This is a genomic window from Leptospira adleri, from assembly GCF_002811985.1.
Taxonomy (GTDB): Bacteria; Spirochaetota; Leptospiria; order Leptospirales; family Leptospiraceae; genus Leptospira; species Leptospira adleri.
The window spans coordinates 37,548-54,693 of record NZ_NPDU01000014.1; the positions used below are offsets into that span (position 1 = coordinate 37,548).

A 17,146-nucleotide genomic window follows, 5' to 3' on the forward strand; every position below is an offset into this window, starting at 1 on the left:
TCCGGCATTCCAATTTTAAAATTTAATCCGCAAATTTTTTTTTCTCTTTTGTTGCCACGTTGCAAGAAGGGTCTTGGAGAATTCTGCAAGATCCTTGAAAAATACAGAGGGATTATCAATGAAACAAAAAACTATCTTATTGGTGCTAAGTATTCTTCTCTTTCCTGTTTTGGTTTATGGAAAAGGGCCGACTAAATACGTAGCGTCTTTGAAGGATTCGACTCAGCAAAACGTAAACGCAAGAGGAAGTGTGGATGCGATTCTGGACGACGAAACCAGCAAATTGAAAGTATCCGGATCCTATGAATATTTCGGAACGAACGCGACCGATATTCTCGTTCAAGTCGAGGGCGCCGCTGCTCCGATTTGTTCCTTCAAACCTCCTTACAACGCGACCAACAGTCCTTGGAAAGATTGGGGTTCTTGCGATTTAAACTTGGATCAGAAGAAAGCGTTGAACGCCGGTAAGGTTTATATCCTTATCAAAACGATCGGCCGCGAAGACGGACAAGTAAAAGGTACGATCGCTCTCGAGGCAAAAAAGTAATTACCATTTAAGAATTTCCATTAACTAATCGATTGAATTCGAGTTTGTCTTAGGCAACCCGAAGCCTAAGGCAAATCCCTTTTTTACCGTTCGATCGTCTCGAGCCTAGTAAAAACGAAGCGATCCGCGGGAAAGGCTTCGTCTACTTTATCAAACTCCAAAGAATAAAGCCGAACTTATATGAAATATTTTTACTTCGCGGTTTGTGTCGCGGTCTTTCTGATCGGATGCTTTTTTACTCTGGAAGCTAAATATATGGGTTTTCCTTCTTCCTCAGGAGGAGCGACCGAATTGGAAAGAGCGGAAAAACCTTTGTTCTATCAATACGGTTCCTTTTGTTTTTTTACCGCCGCCGCTCTTCTGATTCTTTCTTACAAAACAAAAGGATCTCGATCGAGAAATGTTTTAAGAATCGCAATTCTTCTTTTATTCGTCGTTCTTTCTGCGGTCGCGTATTGGATCGAACTGAAATATATTTCCACCTTGAACGGAGGAGAAGGCGGATAACGTAAATTTTCCAAACGTTGAAAAAATTTCGGCTTCGATTGAAGCGCGGATATAATGGAAAGATTCTTTCAATACTTCGGGTTTTAAAAAAAAGAAATCCAATAAGAATCGCCGAAGATCTCCGAAAAAGGGAAGTATTCTATTTTAGAAAATTCGAATCTGATGTTTTATATTCTTATCCTTGTTTGCAAAAGGGATTTGTTCGAAACAAACTTCGGCAAACCCCTTTTTTGAATTTTACTGTTCTATACAAAGGACTCTCGCTGTCGTATTACAAGTAATTGTTCCGCCGTGAATCGACTGAATATCTCTTTCGTTCGGAAGGCCGATTTCTCCTCCATCCCCTGCATCCGCGGAGGTCCAAAAGGCGCAGGATCCGATCGAGCGCCAGTTTCCCTCTAATGCAGTCCAGATTCCGGTTCCGGCGGTCGTCGCAAAGGAGTTTTGCAACAAATTTGCGGGAAGGAAGTCGAAGAGTCGTCTGCTGTTGGTTCTAAATACGACGGTCGTTCCATCCGTCCTTCGATATTCCGTATCAGCTTTTAGAACCCAGTTCGTTTGTCCGTCCCCTAAGCCGTTAAAGTTTGCATCCACGTTCATGGACGCAATCCTAGTGCTGTCCGGATTCCCTATTCCCGTAACGAGAAGCGCTTTGAATCTTCCCGTTGTGCCTAGTCCGGCCGGTTTTTGTGTTTCACAAAAATTATCCGCTCCGCTAACTCCGCCGAGGTTTCCGTTGTGAGCGTCGGTCGTCACGAAAAGATATCGAAAGCCGCGATTGTTAAGCGAAGTCGCCGATGTAGATTCGACGCTTTGTTTGAACATGAGTAGATTCAAAATATCCGAATCTTTGGAATTACTTTCTCCCGAACAAGATATATTCAGGAAAACGAATAGGAGGGTCAGTAGTGTTTTGATTCTCGTTTTCATACTTGAGCTAACCGAAGCGAAAATTTCGTTTTTCAGGATCCGAAAAAAACAAAAGGCCGGCTTATAAAAGAGGTCTTAGGTTATGATTCGTAATTCTTCGTTAGGTGATAATCGCTCAAACTCGTTTCAAAACGGATGCAGAAAGTTGGAAGAATCGTAGTCGATCGAGATAAGATCCGTTTTGAAATATCTTTGTCCGATTCGATTGGCATAGCGATGTTAATTTTAGATTTTCGAAGAATCGTGAATCAGGAAGGATTGCGCGGATACGGATAACGTATGAAAGCGACAAGACCCGAAAGAAAGGCGCCGACATAGCGATGTTTCTATAATTCTACAAAGATCACGCAGTAAAATTCTTCCGGCGCAACGGGTCTTCAAAAAAGTAAATCCCGATTTTATCGGAGAATACGCTTCAAGTCCGCGCAACTGTTTTTTAGGGAAGAATCCCTTTGTCGGAACAATTCACTCGATCAAAACGAGCTTGCTTTTTTTAAAAATTCATTCGAGGGCGATCTCCAGAACGACCGGACAATGATCGGAAAGTCCTCTTTCGCTTTCCGGAATTCCGTCAAATTCTCCGTCGTCTTCGGGAAAAGGGAATTGTCTGAAGTCCGCGTTCGAAATCGAAAGATCCGTCAAAATAAAATCGATCAAAGATTCGTGTCCCCAGCAGGTCTGTTTCGTATAACGTCCCGGATTTTTCAGATCCAAGCCTTTTGAAAGAAGATTCCAGGATCGATTGTCCTTTCCAAGAGGAGAATTCATATCGCCCAGAAGAAAATAATTCTTCTTTAATTTAAGAATTTTGTTCAAAACGTCGAGTTGTCTGGAGCGGAGTTTTTTGTCTTTTTTAGAATTTCCAGCCTTGAGATGCACTCCCAGGAAGGAATAATTCTGATTTCCGATGGATAAAACGGCTTCTACTCCGCCTCTCAGGCCCGGTTCTAAGGAAAGAACGGAGTAGTGGACCGCGTCCACGGTTTGAAATTTATTTTTCCAGCAGATTGCGACCCTTTGATCGTATCCTGCGATTGTTTTCGTAAGGGAGCAGGCAAAGGATGTGGGAAGAATTTTCCAGATCGCTTCTTCGTTTTCGACTTCCTGAAGAGCGATGATATCCGGATCGATCTTGGAAAGATGCGTTCTGATTTTTTCAAAGTCGGAATCTTTTCTCGGGATTCTTCCTTTTGGAAATTTTTTCCCGTCTCCGACCTCGTCGTAGAGAAACATCGCGTTGAAACTCGCGAGTTTTAGTTTCAAATCCTGTGCCTTGAGCGATTCTATATTCAGTAGCGCTGCAAAAAAGAGAAGAATCTTCCAAAAAATTCGAGCGGATAGAAGAGGTTGAATGAGAAACATCGAAAGAAAAAACTCCTTAGACGGTCCAGGTTTCCAAACTTTCCGTTTTTTGAATCCTTGTTTTATCAAAAAAGTTTGTTTTTTCTCGATGTTCCCCTTGGATCCGGAATATTTTTTTTTATAGTTTCAGAACTTTTTTTAAAACAGATGAAACTTTTGTAATTGATATCAATTCTCAAATAACCTTCAAAATAAACGCAAAGAAAAGGCCCCGGATCTTCGTTTACTTGCAATTTTTCACAGAGACAAAAATCCTGTTACCAATACCAATATTGGATTCATAGGGACTTCATACGAATGAATAACAGAGCACTGAAACTTTCGGTACCGCTCATTGCCATCGCGGCCGTAGCGTATCTGATTTTCTCTCCCTCCAAGTATGTTGGGTATGCGCCCGATCAGCCTATACCCTTCAATCATAAGATACATGCCGGAGATAATAAGATAGACTGTAAGTACTGTCACACCGGGGTAGAAACCTCAGCACACGCCACAGTCCCCTCCACCTCAACTTGCATGAACTGCCACTCCCTCGTTGCAACCTCCAAACCTCTCATCAAGACGCTTACAAAATCGTATAACGAAAACAAGCCTCTTGAATGGGTGAAGGTGCATGATATGCCGGATCACGTTCAGTTCAACCACTCTCGACATATATCGAGAGGAGTGGATTGTTCTCAGTGTCACGGTAACGTAGCGGAGATGGTCAAAGTGAAACAAGTAGCGTCCCTAAACATGGGATACTGCGTGGATTGTCACAGAGAGAACAACGCACCGACCGACTGTTCAACCTGCCACAGATAACCGGGAGTAATACTAAGCATGGATCAAAAAAATTTCCAAAAAGAAAAGAAGGCTCACTGGCTCTCTTATGATCTCAGAGACAAAGAAGAAGAAGTTAAGGAAATGCAAAAAGCGGAATTCTTCACTTCTCCGGATCCTCTGATCGCGAGAATTAAGTCGGGAGAATTCGATCGTAAATCCTTTCTCAAATTGATGGGCGCCGGGGTCGCGATGACCTCTCTCAATTGCGTGCGTAAACCGATCGAGAAAATCGTTCCTTATGTGGATCTCAATAAGCCGGACGAAAACGCTCAATATGATTTCGTAAAACACGGACATTCTTACTACTACGCTTCCGTTTATGCGGGGACCGGAATTCTTGTAAAAGCAAGAGACGGACGTCCTCTCAAACTGGAAGGAAATCCGGATCACCCGGTTTCTCAGGGCGCGCTCGGCGCCGCGGGTCAGGCTTCTATTTTCGATCTTTATGACCCTGACAGAGCGCAGACTCCCGCCACCATCGAAGGCGGAATCGAAGTTAAGTCGGATTGGGCAACCGTCGACGCAAAAGTAAAGGCGGCCCTCGCGGCAAACAAAGGGAAGACCGTGGTCGTTACGAGACCTCTGGACTCTCCTTCTACAAAGTCGATCATAGGCGACTTTCTCCGTACGGTCGGCGGCGGAAAACACTACGAGATTTCCCTTACTTCCGCGGAAGAAGTTGTAGCAAAAGGTCAAGCGGCTTCCTACGGAAAGGCCCTGATTCCGAACTATCACTTCGATCTCGCGAATGTAATTCTTTCCATCGATTGCGATTTTATGGGCAATTGGCTTTCTCCGGAAGAACACCAAAAAGATTTCTCTAAGAGAAGAAATCTTCGCAACGGCGCAAAAGACGTAAACTTCTTCGTAGCTGCGGAATCGATTCCTACGATGTCCGGATCCAATGCGGATCTTCGTCTTCCGATTCGTCCCGGAGATCAAACCGCTCTCGCTCTTGCGATCGCCGCGGCTTTGGGTGAACTCGGAGCCAATACAAAAGACGCGTTAGGCGGCGCTACCGTTGCAAGCCTCGCTTCTTCTTTGGGCGTGAGCGAAGAAAATATCCGTAAAACCGCAAAGGCTCTTTGGTCCAACAAAGGCAAGTCTCTCGTAGTTGCGGGAAGTCTCGCAGCGACTACAAAAGACGCGGTGGATCTTCAAGTCCTCGTAAACCTTCTCAACAGCGTTTTGGAAAACGACGGCAAAACCGTGGACCATTCCAATCCGAAAAAAGAAGGCTCTGCGGATTATTCGGGCAATCTGAATTCTTTGGCTTCCGAGCTGAAAGGAACTAAAGTAGGCGTTCTTTTCGTAAACGACGTCAACCTGGTTTACCAAGCGGGAGAAGAATGGAAAAATCTTCTCCACCAAGCCGCGTTAGTCGTTTCTTTGAGCGATCGTGCGGACGAGACTGCGCTTGCGTCTAACGTTCTCGCGACAACCACTCACTTCCTCGAGTCTTGGGGAGACAGCGAAGTTACAAAAGGAATTTTCTCGATCCAACAACCTGCGGTTCGTCCTCTCTTCAACTCACGTTCTTTTGAAGACAGCTTGATCGCTTTCGCGGGCGGATCTCTCGGCGGAGAAACGAGCTTCTACGAATACGTAAAAAATTCTTGGACTAAAAAACTCGGTTCTAAACAAAAATGGGAAGACCTCTTAAGAATCGGAACCACCGTAAAGGCGTCCGATCGTAAGAAGTCCGCCGGTTCTTCTCGGAACTTCAACCGTTCCGCGCTCAAAAAGATCGCTTCGGGTTCTGCGGGTCTCAAACTCGCGTTGTATGAAACCTCTGCGATCGGAGACGGAAGAGCGGCGAACAATTCTCAACTCCAAGAACTTCCGGATCCCGTAACCAAGGTGACCTGGGACAACTACATTCTTCTTTCTCCCGCTCTTGCAAAAGAGAAAGGGATTTCTTCCAACGACGTTCTGGTTTTAAAAACCGGTAACAAAACGATCGAACTTCCGGCGCAGATCCAACCAGGAATGCACAAAGAAGCGATCGGCGTTGCGGTCGGTTACGGAAGAACTGCGGCGGGCGCCGTTGGAACCGGAGTTGGTAAGAACGCTTACGTTCTTTCCGAAAACGGAATTTATTCCGGGATCGCGATTACTTCTCTGGAGAAAACGGGTAAGACTTACAAATTGGCTTGCACTCAGCATCACCACATGTTGTCTCCCGGTTTTAACTATCCGGACCGTCCTCTCGTTCAATCCACTTCCATCGAAGAATATCGTAAAAACCCTGCCTCCGGCAAGGCTCCTTCCGAGATTCCTAAGATCTTGAAAGACGGAAAACTCGTGGATGCAGTGGGTGCGAACCCGAATTATTCTTACCCTGGTTACAAATGGGGAATGAGCATCGACCTTTCTTCCTGCACAGGTTGCGGTTCTTGCGTGATCGCTTGTCAGGTGGAGAACAACATTCCGGTCGTTGGCCGTGATGAAGTTCGCGTAGGTCGCGAGATGCACTGGCTCCGTATCGACCGTTATTACATCGGCGAACCGGACAGGCCGGAAACTCTCCAAGTAGCTCATCAGCCTATGCTCTGTCAGCACTGCGACAACGCTCCTTGTGAAACCGTTTGTCCGGTTCTTGCTACCGTTCACAGTTCCGAAGGGATCAACGACATGGTTTACAACCGTTGTGTGGGAACTCGTTACTGCTCGAACAACTGTCCTTACAAAGTGAGACGTTTTAACTGGATGCAACACTGGTATAACGGCGCTGAAGGCGCGAAGGCTCCTCGTTATCTGGGACTCAATCCTGAAGTTACGGTTCGCGGTCGCGGGGTAATGGAAAAATGTAATTTCTGTTCTCACAAAATCGCGGAAGCGAAGATCGCCGCTAAAAATGAAGGTCGCGTTCTGAAAGACGGAGAAGTCAAAACCGCTTGCCAACAAAGTTGCGCCGCGGATGCGATCAGCTTCGGGAATACGAACGACAAAACTTCCGAAGTTGCGAAACTTTCTTCCGATCCAAGATCGTATCGTGTTCTCGAATATCTGAACGTCGGTCCCCAGGTTGCGTACCTTACCCGAGTCAGAAGCTCAATTTAATGGAGTAACGTAAAAAGCTATGTCAATGTCCAACGCAGTCAAAGAAGCCCTGGATATCCAGCCTCTCGTAACCGGCGGTAAGTCGGTTCGAGACGTTACCGAAGATATCCTTAGACCGGTCGAAGCGTTCCCCACTTCTTTGTGGTGGAAGGCTTTCCTTCTGGTTCTTACCATTACAGTCATCGATTTAGGTATCATCGGATATCTAATGTGGGAAGGTCTTTATATCCTCGGGATCAACAATCCCGTGGCTTGGGGATTTTTCATCGTAAACTTCGTATTCTGGATCGGGATCGGTCACGCCGGAACCTTGATTTCAGCCGTACTTTATCTGTTCCGCCAAGAATGGAGAACAGGGATCAACCGCGCCGCAGAAGCGATGACCATCTTCGCCGTGTTGACCGCCGCTTCCAACCTGATCATCCACATCGGAAGACCTTGGGTGGGATTTTGGTTGTTCCCTTATCCGAACGAAAGAGGACCTCTTTGGGTCAACTTCCGTTCTCCTCTGATTTGGGATACCTTCGCGGTTTCTACTTACTTAACGATCTCTCTCGTGTTCTGGTATATCGGTTTGATTCCGGATATCGCGGCCGTAAGAGACCGTTCCAAAGGAGAAATGAAACGGAAGATCTACGACATTCTTTCCTTAGGTTGGGTGGGCTCGAACAAGGCTTGGTCTCACCTCGAGATGGTGGCGATGATCCTCGCGGCTCTTTCCACTCCTCTGGTTCTTTCGGTTCACACGATCGTATCCTTCGACTTCGCGGTTTCCATTCTTCCCGGATGGCATACTACGATCTTCCCTCCATACTTCGTGGCTGGGGCGATTTTCTCCGGATTTGCGATGGTTGTGACCCTGATGGTGATCGCAAGAGAAGTGTTCAATCTGAAAGACTATATCACGATGAAACACTTGGAAAACATGAACAAGGTCATCATGGTCACCGGTTTGATCGTGGGTCTTGCTTATTCCACCGAGTTCTTCATGGCTTGGTATTCGGGTAACGAATACGAAGGATTTACTTTCGTCAACAGAGCCTTCGGTCCGTACGGTTGGGCTTACTTTATTATGTTTAGCTGTAACGTTTTTTCTCCGCAGGTATTCTGGTGGAAAAAACTCAGAACCAGCATTCCGGTCATGTTTATCATTTCTATCGTAGTAAACATCGGGATGTGGTTTGAAAGATACGTGATCGTAATGACTACGCACGCGGACTTCCTTCCATCCAGCTGGGATATGTATATCCCTACCGTTTACGACTTCATGATGCTCATCGGAACGTTCGGAATCTTCTTCACGTTGTTCCTTCTGTTCTGTAGAATCATGCCTGTTATCGCGGTTGCGGAAGTAAAAACCGTAATGCCTCACAAAGACGGAGGACACCACTGATGTATAGACCTCATAAAGAACAATTTCATACGTTTGAAGAAACGAGCGCCGGTGTTTTCGGGCTCTTCGACTCCCCTGCGGAAATCATTTCCGCGGCGGCGAAAACAAAAGAGAAGAATTATACGAACTTCGATTGTTTCACTCCGTATCCGGTTCACGGATTGGACGACGCGATGGGAGTTCCCCGTTCCGGTCTTCCTTGGGTCACCTTTTTTATGGGACTTTTCGGTTGCACCGTTGGTTTCGGAATGCAGTACCTCACACACAAGTTCGACTGGCCTATCAACATCTCCGGAAAGAACTTGAACGCTTGGTTTGCTTACATTCCGATCACGTTCGAATTCACCGTGTTTATGGCCGGTGTGGGAACTGCGGCGGCGATGTTTTTCCTAACGAGACTTCCGAAAATTAATCGGAAAGTTTTACATCCAGATATCACTACGGACAAGTTTGCACTCTGGATCCCTTCTTCTTCCAAAGGTTATAAGGAAGACGAAGTGGTTAGCTTTATCAAAGGTCTTGGCGGAAAGAACGTCGAGGTTGTGAAATAGGAGCAGCGACAAGAATGAAATTTACTAAATCACTGATTTTTCTTTTGGCCGCCGTTCTATTTTGGAACTGCGAGTCCAAAACGCCTCCTCTGGAATACTTTCCGGATATGGCGGATTCTCCGGCGAGAGAAGCACAGGAAGCGGATCCGATTTCGAGCAACGGGGCGGCATCCAGAATTCCTCCAAAGGGAGCGATCCCCGTGAACTATCATCCATACGAATTCCTCGGAATGGACGTAACACAATTACCTAATAAAGGACTTTCTAATCCTTATAAGGACGATTTGGCGAATCTCCAAAAGGGAGAGGCTAAATACCAAACCTATTGTTCTCCTTGCCACGGTGTAAGAGGAGCAGGGAACGGAAGCATCGTAGGGCCGGCGCCAAGAATCGGGTTTCCGGTTCCAGCCGTGATTTCTCCTAAGATCCAAGGGTATTCCGACGGACAAATCTATCACGTAATCACAGCGGGTTGGGGAAGAATGAAGAGTTATTCCTCGCAAGTTTCTCCGGAAGACCGCTGGAAAATCGTTCTCTACGTGAGAAAACTCCAGGAATACGAAAACAGAACTAAAAAAGACGTGGCCAGGAATTAAGAATCATGGAAGTCAAAGTCGAACAAAATTTGATTAACTTTAAACTCGACTCCAAAACTCGTAGCGCCCTTTTCGGGATGATCGGGATCGGAGTTTTGAGTTTACTCATCGGGTATTTTACCCTATCACACACTCCTCCCAGACACGAGGGTGGACATTCCAATCCGGCATGGTCTGCGTTTTTGATCGGAACCTTTTTTATCACCGGGATCGCTCTTGCAGGTGTATTCTTTACTGCGATCAGCCATATCACCGGTTCTCATTGGTCCGTGACAGTAAGAAGACTTGCGGAAGGATACGGTTTATTCCTACCGGTCGTCGCGGTTCTTTTGCTGATCGTAACTTTCGGAATTCACGATCTTTACGAATGGAGTCACGAAGACGTCGTCGCCCACGATCACCTTCTGCAACACAAGAAACCCCTTTTGAACATTCCATTCTTCGTAGTTCGGATGATACTTTTCGGAGCGGTTTGGTCGGTGTTCGGATGGCTTTTTTACAAAAGATCCACGAAACAAGATCAGGATAAGGACGTAGCGCATACGCAGTTCAACGCAAGATTGTCCGGCGGTTTTATCGTATTCTTCGCTCTTTCCTTTTCTCTCGCTTCTTTCGATTTGATCATGTCTCTTACGCCGCACTGGTTCTCAACCATGTTCGGTGTGTATTGTTTCGCAGGCGCGTATCAGACCGGACTTTCCAGTCTTGTGATTATGATCTACTTTCTGAAGAAGAAAGGATATCTCGGAAACCTCGTGAACGAAAATCACATTCACGATATCGGGAAGTTCATGCTCGGGTTCTGTACTTTCTGGGCTTACGTAGGATTCTCTCAGTTCATGTTGATCTGGTATGCGAACATCCCGGAAGAAACTTTTTTCTATGAACAAAGATTGACCGGCGGATGGGAAGTGCTTACTTATGCGCTCCCTTTTATCAAGTTCGTGATTCCTTTTCTTCTTTTGCTCAATCGTCCTAACAAAAGAGATATCAACGCACTTGTAAAAATCGCTCTCTGGATCGTTTTCACCCAGGTGATCGAAATTTATTGGCTGGTTTTCCCGGCGAACTTCGAGCACTTCAATCTTTCAGGATTGATTCTTACTTTCGGAGCGGTGATCGGTTTTATCGGTCTTTTCGCTTTCGTAGTTCTCAAACGTTACGAGTCTGCTTCCTTGATCCCGGTCGGGGATCCTAGATTGGATCAAGCTCTCCATCACCATCAATAAAGAGGAAGAAGAATGAAAAGAAATATAACACTTGTTGTTCTCTTGACCGCAACGGCTCTTCTTCTGGGAGCTTGTTCCAAATTGGCTCAGGTTACAAATCATAAGAATTGTGATCCGTCTTTGGTGAATCCTTCTTTGACTCCGACCGTCCCTATCTTTGCGGAAGCGGATGCGACATCGGCTGTCAAAGAAAGAGTAACGCCCGGAACCGTGGTAAGAGTTTATGAATACAGAAACCATGGACCGAACCCAAGACCTTTCGTTCGCGTAAAAACCGAAAAGGCCGAAGGTTGGATCAATCCCCGTTGTTTGGTCGTAGGTCAGGATCCTGAAAAGTCAGTTTTTTCCTGGGGCTATCGCAAAGACTACGTTCACTTTTACAATCCGGAAGATCACGAACACTATCCGAACGGATACGAGTTCCCGGATTATGCTTCTCTCCCAAAGGATAAGGTTCCGTTGGCCGAACTTGCTCCCGAACTGAAGAAGTAATTCCGCAACCGTTACAACCATTAGAAAGTTCCATGCCTCTTCGAAAGGAGGGCATGGATTTTTTTTATCTACTTAAATCCGTAAGAAATCTTTTCCTTTAGACCTGCCTCCGATAAACATTCGATCCCTACCGGTTTATTTCATCTGTAATTTTATAGTCCATAAGCGGTGTCGCCGAAGTCAGTTCTGAGGGTTTGAGATTTGGTGCGAATTTGCGGTTTCTCCGGGGGTTAAAACCGCCTAATTATAGTTAGCCTAATGTAAAGAATTATGTTTTTTGGGTATATTCCTTATTTAGTGTATTAGTGTATTCGAAATTTATTAAATATCAATAATTTAACGTTAGGCGCGCTTCGGAGTCGATCTTTTTTTGGAGAATCGAGCAAGAACCTATTTTTGCTATATAAGCTAATTATAATTGTGCGCGTAAAGAGTTGCCGCCTTATATTTTAGTTTTAAAATAAACTGAATACTCGGATCGAAGGATGGAACCTTATCGGTCCCAAATGCATGTCAAATGCAATCAGTTCTAATCGCGGCCTCCAACAAAAATTGATTTTTCTTTTCTCAGTTATTGTTTCTTTAACTTGGGCGCAAGCGCTCACCGCGAAGACGGCGATAAGGATCACGGTAAATACGGATTCCTTTTCTGATCCTCCTTCTGAAGTCTGGATACGAGGAAATGGACTTTCGAAAGTTTATCCCTTCGCGGAAAAAAACGAAATAACGGTGGATATTTCTACTTTCGGAAAAGGAGTCTACGAAGTCATTCTCACGTTAAAGAGCGGGTCTATGGAGCAAAGATCGGTGGATATCGATTCGGATATTCAAAATGTTGAATTTACTATACGTCCTAAACGCGGGCCGGGAATCAACGTGATCGGGAAGAGACAGGAAGCAATTCCTAGTTACGTTATGAGTCAGGAAGACGCGGTTCGTATGCCGGGCGGTTTCGGAGACGCTGTAAAAGCCGTTCAATCTATGCCTGGAGTGATTCCATTGTTTCAAACCTATACAGGTTCTAGCTTTCAATCCGCGATTCAAACTCTCAATCAAACTTCCGGGCTGGTCAAAAACCCGGATAAGCCGAACGGAGAGAGCGGGTTTTTAGTGATGCGAGGGGCGGGAAGCCGGGCCAATCAGTTTTATTTCAACGGATTTCCTATGAGTTATCCGTTTCACGCCGATGGATTGACTTCGGTAATTAACAACAACGCGATTCGTTCCCTCGAATTGTATTCAGGCTCCTATTCGGCGCGTTACGGCTTTGCGACCGGTGGGATCATCAACATCGAAGGTTATAGTAAGCGACATTCCAATCTGACGGTAGGCCATATAAACGCGTTTTTGACGGATGTATACGCATATCGCAATATTACAAAAGACTTAAATGTGTCGGTATCCGGTAAAAAATATTATCCGAACGTAGTCTTAGGCGCGGTGCCAAACCTAATTCCGACGGAAACATTCCTGAGTGAATACCAGGATTATCAGGCTCGAATCGGTTGGGATATCAATGAAAAACATTCCGTTTCATTTCAAAGTTTCGGCGCGAAAGATCGACGCTATCCGTTTAAAGAGTTTAGCGAGTATAATCCTAAAAAAGCCGTCCAATCCATTGCGAGACCTCCTTCTTCATTGGATGCCGCTAGATTGAATCGTACTTTCAGAACGGACGCGTTCCAATACGAATGGAAACCGGCCCGTAGCGTTAAAAATACGCTCAATATTTCGCGGAATTATTTTCAGGAACTCACTGAGAACGGAAGCGATCAGCTCAGTTTGGATATTAAGAAAATCGGTTATCCTCCTTCCCTTTATCACAGGCTGAATACGATAGAAAACGAATATTCAAACGATCTAAAGCAGATCGAGAATATAACCGAACTCGAACCGCTGGGCAATAACTGGAAAATTCTCCTCGGAGGTCAGTATAGAGAAACGGAAGCCGGGTTTAAAGGAAAGATAACGCAATACGATTTCGATCCGAACGTCGCTTTTACTCAAAGGATGATACTCGGCTCGCCGGAAGCACAAGGCGTTTTGAGAGGAGATTCGGTTCGAACGCGACAGATCGGATATTTTTTCGAAAACCGCTTCCGATTGCGTGAGACGAGTTTGAACCTCGGCGTAAGAAGGGACTACTACGATAAGTCCGGTGAATGGAAAACTTCTCCAAGAATTTCCCTGTCGCAGGAAATTCCGTATACGCAGTCCAGATTTTTTGCGGGATACGGAAGGCACTTTCAGGCTCCGAGCGACGTTAGCCGATATTCCTCGAGAACCGGAAACCCTAATCTGAAAATGGAGGAATCCGATCACGCCGAAGTCGGTTGGGATCAAAAAATCGGCAGCCTTTGGAATTTTAAAATAGAAGGATATAGTAATACGTTTTCGAATCTTTCAGTGGCGGATCCGTATATTAGGGATCCGTATTCTTCGAATCGAAATCTTGTCGAACAGGCGTTGGATCCGAACGCGAATGTTTCGCTTCTGCGCGCGCAAAATCTGAATTTTTCCAATTCTATGACGGGATATTCCCGCGGAGCGGAGGTATTTATCAAAAAAGAAGCTCCGACTGAGTCCGGTTTTTACGGATGGCTGTCCTACACTAAGTCGATCACGAAACGAAATCGGAATCTTCCGGATTTGAATCAGCAGGATTATTCGGACTGGGTTGCAAAAAGCTCATCCAAGGATTTGGTATTTCAGGAGAACGATCCGAACTATTACGCGAACTTTTATCGGGACGGAACCGCGGATATTCTTTTTAAGAATTCCAAAGAGGAACTTTACGATTTCGATAGAACTCATGTTTTCAATATGGTTCTTGGTTGGAAATTCGGCGACAAGGCTCAACTCGGTTTCAAATTCACATATATGACAAATTATGCATATACTCCGATCGTAGGATCCAATTCGCTTAAACTTCACGACAAGCTCGCAGCGTTATTCCCGGAACTCCAATCGACCCCGGCTCCTCCCGGAAACGACTCGTTTTCGACACGGGTATACGAACCGATTTATTCGGATTACAATCGATCGGCAAGGCTTCCCCAGTATAGGCAGTTCGACTTAAGATTCGATCGATTTATTTACACCGATTGGGGGAAAGTCACCGCGTACGTCGAACTCGTGAATATTACCGGGAATAGAATCGCAACGGGGAGCGGATCCATGGTCCCGCTGTTTCCGTTTGTTCCGAAGGCGAATCCTGAAATGCAGTATATGTATTTGAACGGCCAACCTTCTTTGACAACGAATAAAAATAAAATTCCATACTTGAACTTCGGAATCGAATTTCGTTTTTAAAAAAGATCACGATTCAGAGGAATTGGGCCATGTCGCATAAGAAGCTAACTTTTCCCGATAGGAGTAGATTCAAATTTTAGAATGCGATTCGGCGCTCCTTGTCCAAAGTTCCTCTTCGCAGAAAGGAGGTCGACATGTCTAATTGAACGTTTATAATCGTAGATTTCCTGAGTTATAAGCAGGGTTGTTGATTTCCGTGGATTGACCTACGATTCTCCCTAACGAAGAAATTCCTTGAATGTTCTTTGATGAAAGGGAGGAAGCCATGCGGAGAAATGTTTTTTTAATCGATCGGTTCGCTTGGTTTTTTCCTCTTCTATCCCTTTTTTTTGTGGGCTGTCTGCAGAATCGGAACCCGGATCCGGTGTTTATGCTTTTGGGAAGTCCGACTTCAATTACGAACGGGGATCTTAATTCTACCGTGGGAACTCCCCCAACTTTGACTTATTCGACGAGTTCGTTCGTATTCGTGAAGAATATTACGATTTCTGCGATTCAACCCGCCGTAACGGGAGTGTCGACCTCGTTTTCGGTTGCGCCGGCCTTGCCTTCCGGTCTGTCTTTGGACTCTGCGACGGGTGCAATCACCGGAATTCCGACTTTCAAACAAACCGCGTCTTCTTATACGATCACCGCTTCCAATTCTTCCGGCTCTTCCTCCTCTTCGATTCAGATTGCAGTCGATGCAATCAATGCGGAATGGGAAAGTCTTCTAAAGGCACCGAACCCGGATATTAGCGACACCTCTGGAGGATTTGATCTCGATCTTTCCGGAGATACTTTGGTTGTGGGAATTTGCGGAGAAGACAGCGCTCAAACAGCGATTCTTCAGAGTCCGTTTGCGGGTTTGACTTCTGCAGGCGACGACGATAGCGCGGTCGGCGCCGGAGCGGCGTATGTGTTCCGTCGTTCGGGGACAACTTGGGCTTTGGAAGCATATCTCAAACCTCCCAACATGGAAGCGAATGATCAATTCGGATGCGCCGTCGCAATCTCAGGCGACACGATCGCGGTCGGAGCTCGCGCGGAAGATAGCGGGAACTCCGCGATTCTTCATTCTCCCTTTGCAGGCTTGACTCCTGCGGGCGACGACGACACTTCCGTGAGTGCAGGAGCGGTGTATGTGTATCGCAGGACGGGAATATCCTGGGCATTAGAGGCCTATTTAAAAGCTCCGAATGCGGACGCTGGAGATCAGTTCGGCTCCACTGTTTCGATTTCTGGCGATCGGATTGCCGTCGGTGCCATTCAAGAACGGGGAGGTTCAGCTACGATCTTGCAAGCGCCGGCGCCGGGGTTTACAGGTGCGACCGACAATGATTCGGCGCCTTCATCGGGTGCGGTCTATATCTTTGAGCGGACGGGAACTACCTGGGTTTGGGACGCATATATCAAAGCTCCGAATCCGGACGTGAGTGATTTGTTTGCGGGAAAGATTCAAGTGAGAGGCGACACTTTGATCGCGGGTGCAATTAGCGAAGACAGCGCTCAGACTACAATCTCCAGTTCTCTTGGCCCGACTCTGACCTCCGCAGGCGACGACGATTCTATGGCCGCCGCAGGCGCAGTCTATGTATTTCGCAAAACCGGTCCGAGCTGGGCTTTCGAATCTTATCTCAAAGCTCCGAATGCGGATAACAGCGATCAGTTCGGATCGAGTCTCGATCTATCGGATGACGGAAACGTTGCTGTGGTCGGGGCTTACAGCGAAGACAGCGCTCAGACTACAATCTCCAATTCTCTTGGGCCGACTCTGACGACTGCGGGAGACGATGATACCGCGAATAGCGCGGGCGCTGTTTATGTTTTTCGTAGAACCGGAACAACCTGGGCGTTTGAAGCGTACTTGAAATCCCCGAACCTAGAAGCGAACGACAACTTCGGGAGAAGTGTTTCCGTTTACGGTGATACGATCGTAGCCGGAGCGATTGGAGAAGACAGTTCTCAAACCGGAGTCGTTCATTCTCCTTCGATTCTTCCTGCGCCCGGAGCCGACGACGATTCCGCAAGCAATTCCGGGGCGGCGTATGTGTTTCGAAAATCGGCAAGCGGCTGGGCCTTTCAGTCCTATCTAAAGGCGCCTAACGCGGAGGTTTCGGACGCTTTCGGAATTTTGGTTTGTATGGACGAAGATTTGATCGCGGTTGGAGCTCAGAACGACGACGACGGACTCGGAACCATTTGGAATAAATCCACCGGACCGGCTCCCACGCCCGCGACCGACAACGACAGCGTATCGAATTCGGGTGCGGTCGATATTTTTTACCGGTGATCCGTATCCGAACGCGAAATCGATTTTCTTTTTGATTGCAAAGAAGAATTCGTTGTGCGAATCTAAT

At 46.3% G+C, this 17,146-nt stretch carries 13 protein-coding genes; 11 read left to right on the top strand and 2 right to left on the bottom strand.

What is annotated here, in order from left to right:
- Positions 1-118 precede the first annotated feature (118 nt).
- Positions 119-547 (top strand): hypothetical protein, encoded by a 429-nt coding sequence (locus tag CH376_RS07285; RefSeq protein ID WP_100785894.1) that lies wholly within the window; start codon positions 119-121, stop codon positions 545-547.
- 180 nt (positions 548-727) lie between these two features.
- Positions 728-1,054, top strand: a complete 327-nt coding sequence (locus CH376_RS07290; protein ID WP_100785895.1) for a hypothetical protein — start codon at positions 728-730, stop codon at positions 1,052-1,054.
- Between the two features lie 237 nt (positions 1,055-1,291).
- Here the strand turns inward: CH376_RS07290 and CH376_RS07300 are convergent, their stop codons facing one another.
- A complete protein-coding gene (locus CH376_RS07300; RefSeq protein ID WP_165781766.1) occupies positions 1,292-1,879 on the bottom strand; it encodes a DUF1554 domain-containing protein in 588 nt (195 codons plus the stop codon).
- A gap of 606 nt (positions 1,880-2,485) precedes the next feature.
- The gene (locus tag CH376_RS07305) at positions 2,486-3,346 is read right to left on the bottom strand and encodes an endonuclease/exonuclease/phosphatase family protein (RefSeq protein WP_100785898.1); all 861 of its coding nucleotides are present in this window, start codon (positions 3,344-3,346) and stop codon (positions 2,486-2,488) included.
- A gap of 297 nt (positions 3,347-3,643) precedes the next feature.
- On the opposite strand from CH376_RS07305, the gene CH376_RS07315 reads away from it, so the two are divergent.
- The 9 genes from CH376_RS07315 (at position 3,644) to CH376_RS07355 (ending at position 17,079) form a co-directional block, all read left to right on the top strand.
- The gene (locus CH376_RS07315; protein WP_083244061.1) at positions 3,644-4,150 is read left to right on the top strand and encodes a cytochrome c3 family protein; all 507 of its coding nucleotides are present in this window, start codon (positions 3,644-3,646) and stop codon (positions 4,148-4,150) included.
- Between the two features lie 18 nt (positions 4,151-4,168).
- Positions 4,169-7,234: a TAT-variant-translocated molybdopterin oxidoreductase gene (locus tag CH376_RS07320; RefSeq protein ID WP_100785899.1), complete on the top strand. Its 3,066-nt coding sequence runs from the start codon at positions 4,169-4,171 to the stop codon at positions 7,232-7,234.
- 25 nt (positions 7,235-7,259) lie between these two features.
- The gene (nrfD, locus tag CH376_RS07325; RefSeq protein ID WP_100785900.1) at positions 7,260-8,627 is read left to right on the top strand and encodes an NrfD/PsrC family molybdoenzyme membrane anchor subunit; all 1,368 of its coding nucleotides are present in this window, start codon (positions 7,260-7,262) and stop codon (positions 8,625-8,627) included.
- Positions 8,627-9,178 carry a DUF3341 domain-containing protein gene (locus CH376_RS07330; RefSeq protein ID WP_100785901.1) on the top strand — a complete coding sequence of 184 codons (552 nt, stop codon included), beginning with the start codon at positions 8,627-8,629 and terminating at the stop codon, positions 9,176-9,178. Before nrfD ends, CH376_RS07330 begins: the two co-directional genes overlap by 1 nt.
- A gap of 14 nt (positions 9,179-9,192) precedes the next feature.
- Entirely contained in the window at positions 9,193-9,774 is a 582-nt protein-coding gene (locus CH376_RS07335; RefSeq protein WP_100785902.1) for a c-type cytochrome, read from the top strand.
- 5 nt (positions 9,775-9,779) lie between these two features.
- Positions 9,780-11,003, top strand: coding sequence for a hypothetical protein (locus tag CH376_RS07340; RefSeq protein ID WP_100785903.1), 1,224 nt, complete (start codon positions 9,780-9,782; stop codon positions 11,001-11,003).
- 12 nt (positions 11,004-11,015) lie between these two features.
- Entirely contained in the window at positions 11,016-11,495 is a 480-nt protein-coding gene (gene lsa16 / locus CH376_RS07345) for an E-cadherin-binding lipoprotein adhesin Lsa16 (protein ID WP_100785904.1), read from the top strand.
- A gap of 510 nt (positions 11,496-12,005) precedes the next feature.
- Positions 12,006-14,807 (top strand): TonB-dependent receptor plug domain-containing protein, encoded by a 2,802-nt coding sequence (locus tag CH376_RS07350; protein ID WP_100785905.1) that lies wholly within the window; start codon positions 12,006-12,008, stop codon positions 14,805-14,807.
- Positions 14,808-15,072: 265 nt separating this feature from the next.
- Positions 15,073-17,079, top strand: a complete 2,007-nt coding sequence (locus tag CH376_RS07355) for a putative Ig domain-containing protein (protein WP_165781767.1) — start codon at positions 15,073-15,075, stop codon at positions 17,077-17,079.
- The last annotated feature ends 67 nt before the right edge of the window (positions 17,080-17,146 follow it).

Excerpts from the sequence above, each read along its gene's own strand:
- CH376_RS07285 (WP_100785894.1), top strand. The coding sequence starts at position 119 with ATGAAACAAAAAACTATCTTATTGGTGCTAAGTATTCTTCTCTTTCCT.
- CH376_RS07290 (WP_100785895.1), top strand. The coding sequence starts at position 728 with ATGAAATATTTTTACTTCGCGGTTTGTGTCGCGGTCTTTCTGATCGGA.
- CH376_RS07300 (WP_165781766.1), bottom strand. The coding sequence starts at position 1,879 with ATGTTCAAACAAAGCGTCGAATCTACATCGGCGACTTCGCTTAACAAT.
- CH376_RS07305 (WP_100785898.1), bottom strand. The coding sequence starts at position 3,346 with ATGTTTCTCATTCAACCTCTTCTATCCGCTCGAATTTTTTGGAAGATT.
- CH376_RS07315 (WP_083244061.1), top strand. The coding sequence starts at position 3,644 with ATGAATAACAGAGCACTGAAACTTTCGGTACCGCTCATTGCCATCGCG.
- CH376_RS07320 (WP_100785899.1), top strand. The coding sequence starts at position 4,169 with ATGGATCAAAAAAATTTCCAAAAAGAAAAGAAGGCTCACTGGCTCTCT.
- nrfD (WP_100785900.1), top strand. The coding sequence starts at position 7,260 with ATGTCCAACGCAGTCAAAGAAGCCCTGGATATCCAGCCTCTCGTAACC.
- CH376_RS07330 (WP_100785901.1), top strand. The coding sequence starts at position 8,627 with ATGTATAGACCTCATAAAGAACAATTTCATACGTTTGAAGAAACGAGC.
- CH376_RS07335 (WP_100785902.1), top strand. The coding sequence starts at position 9,193 with ATGAAATTTACTAAATCACTGATTTTTCTTTTGGCCGCCGTTCTATTT.
- CH376_RS07340 (WP_100785903.1), top strand. The coding sequence starts at position 9,780 with ATGGAAGTCAAAGTCGAACAAAATTTGATTAACTTTAAACTCGACTCC.
- lsa16 (WP_100785904.1), top strand. The coding sequence starts at position 11,016 with ATGAAAAGAAATATAACACTTGTTGTTCTCTTGACCGCAACGGCTCTT.
- CH376_RS07350 (WP_100785905.1), top strand. The coding sequence starts at position 12,006 with ATGTCAAATGCAATCAGTTCTAATCGCGGCCTCCAACAAAAATTGATT.
- CH376_RS07355 (WP_165781767.1), top strand. The coding sequence starts at position 15,073 with ATGCGGAGAAATGTTTTTTTAATCGATCGGTTCGCTTGGTTTTTTCCT.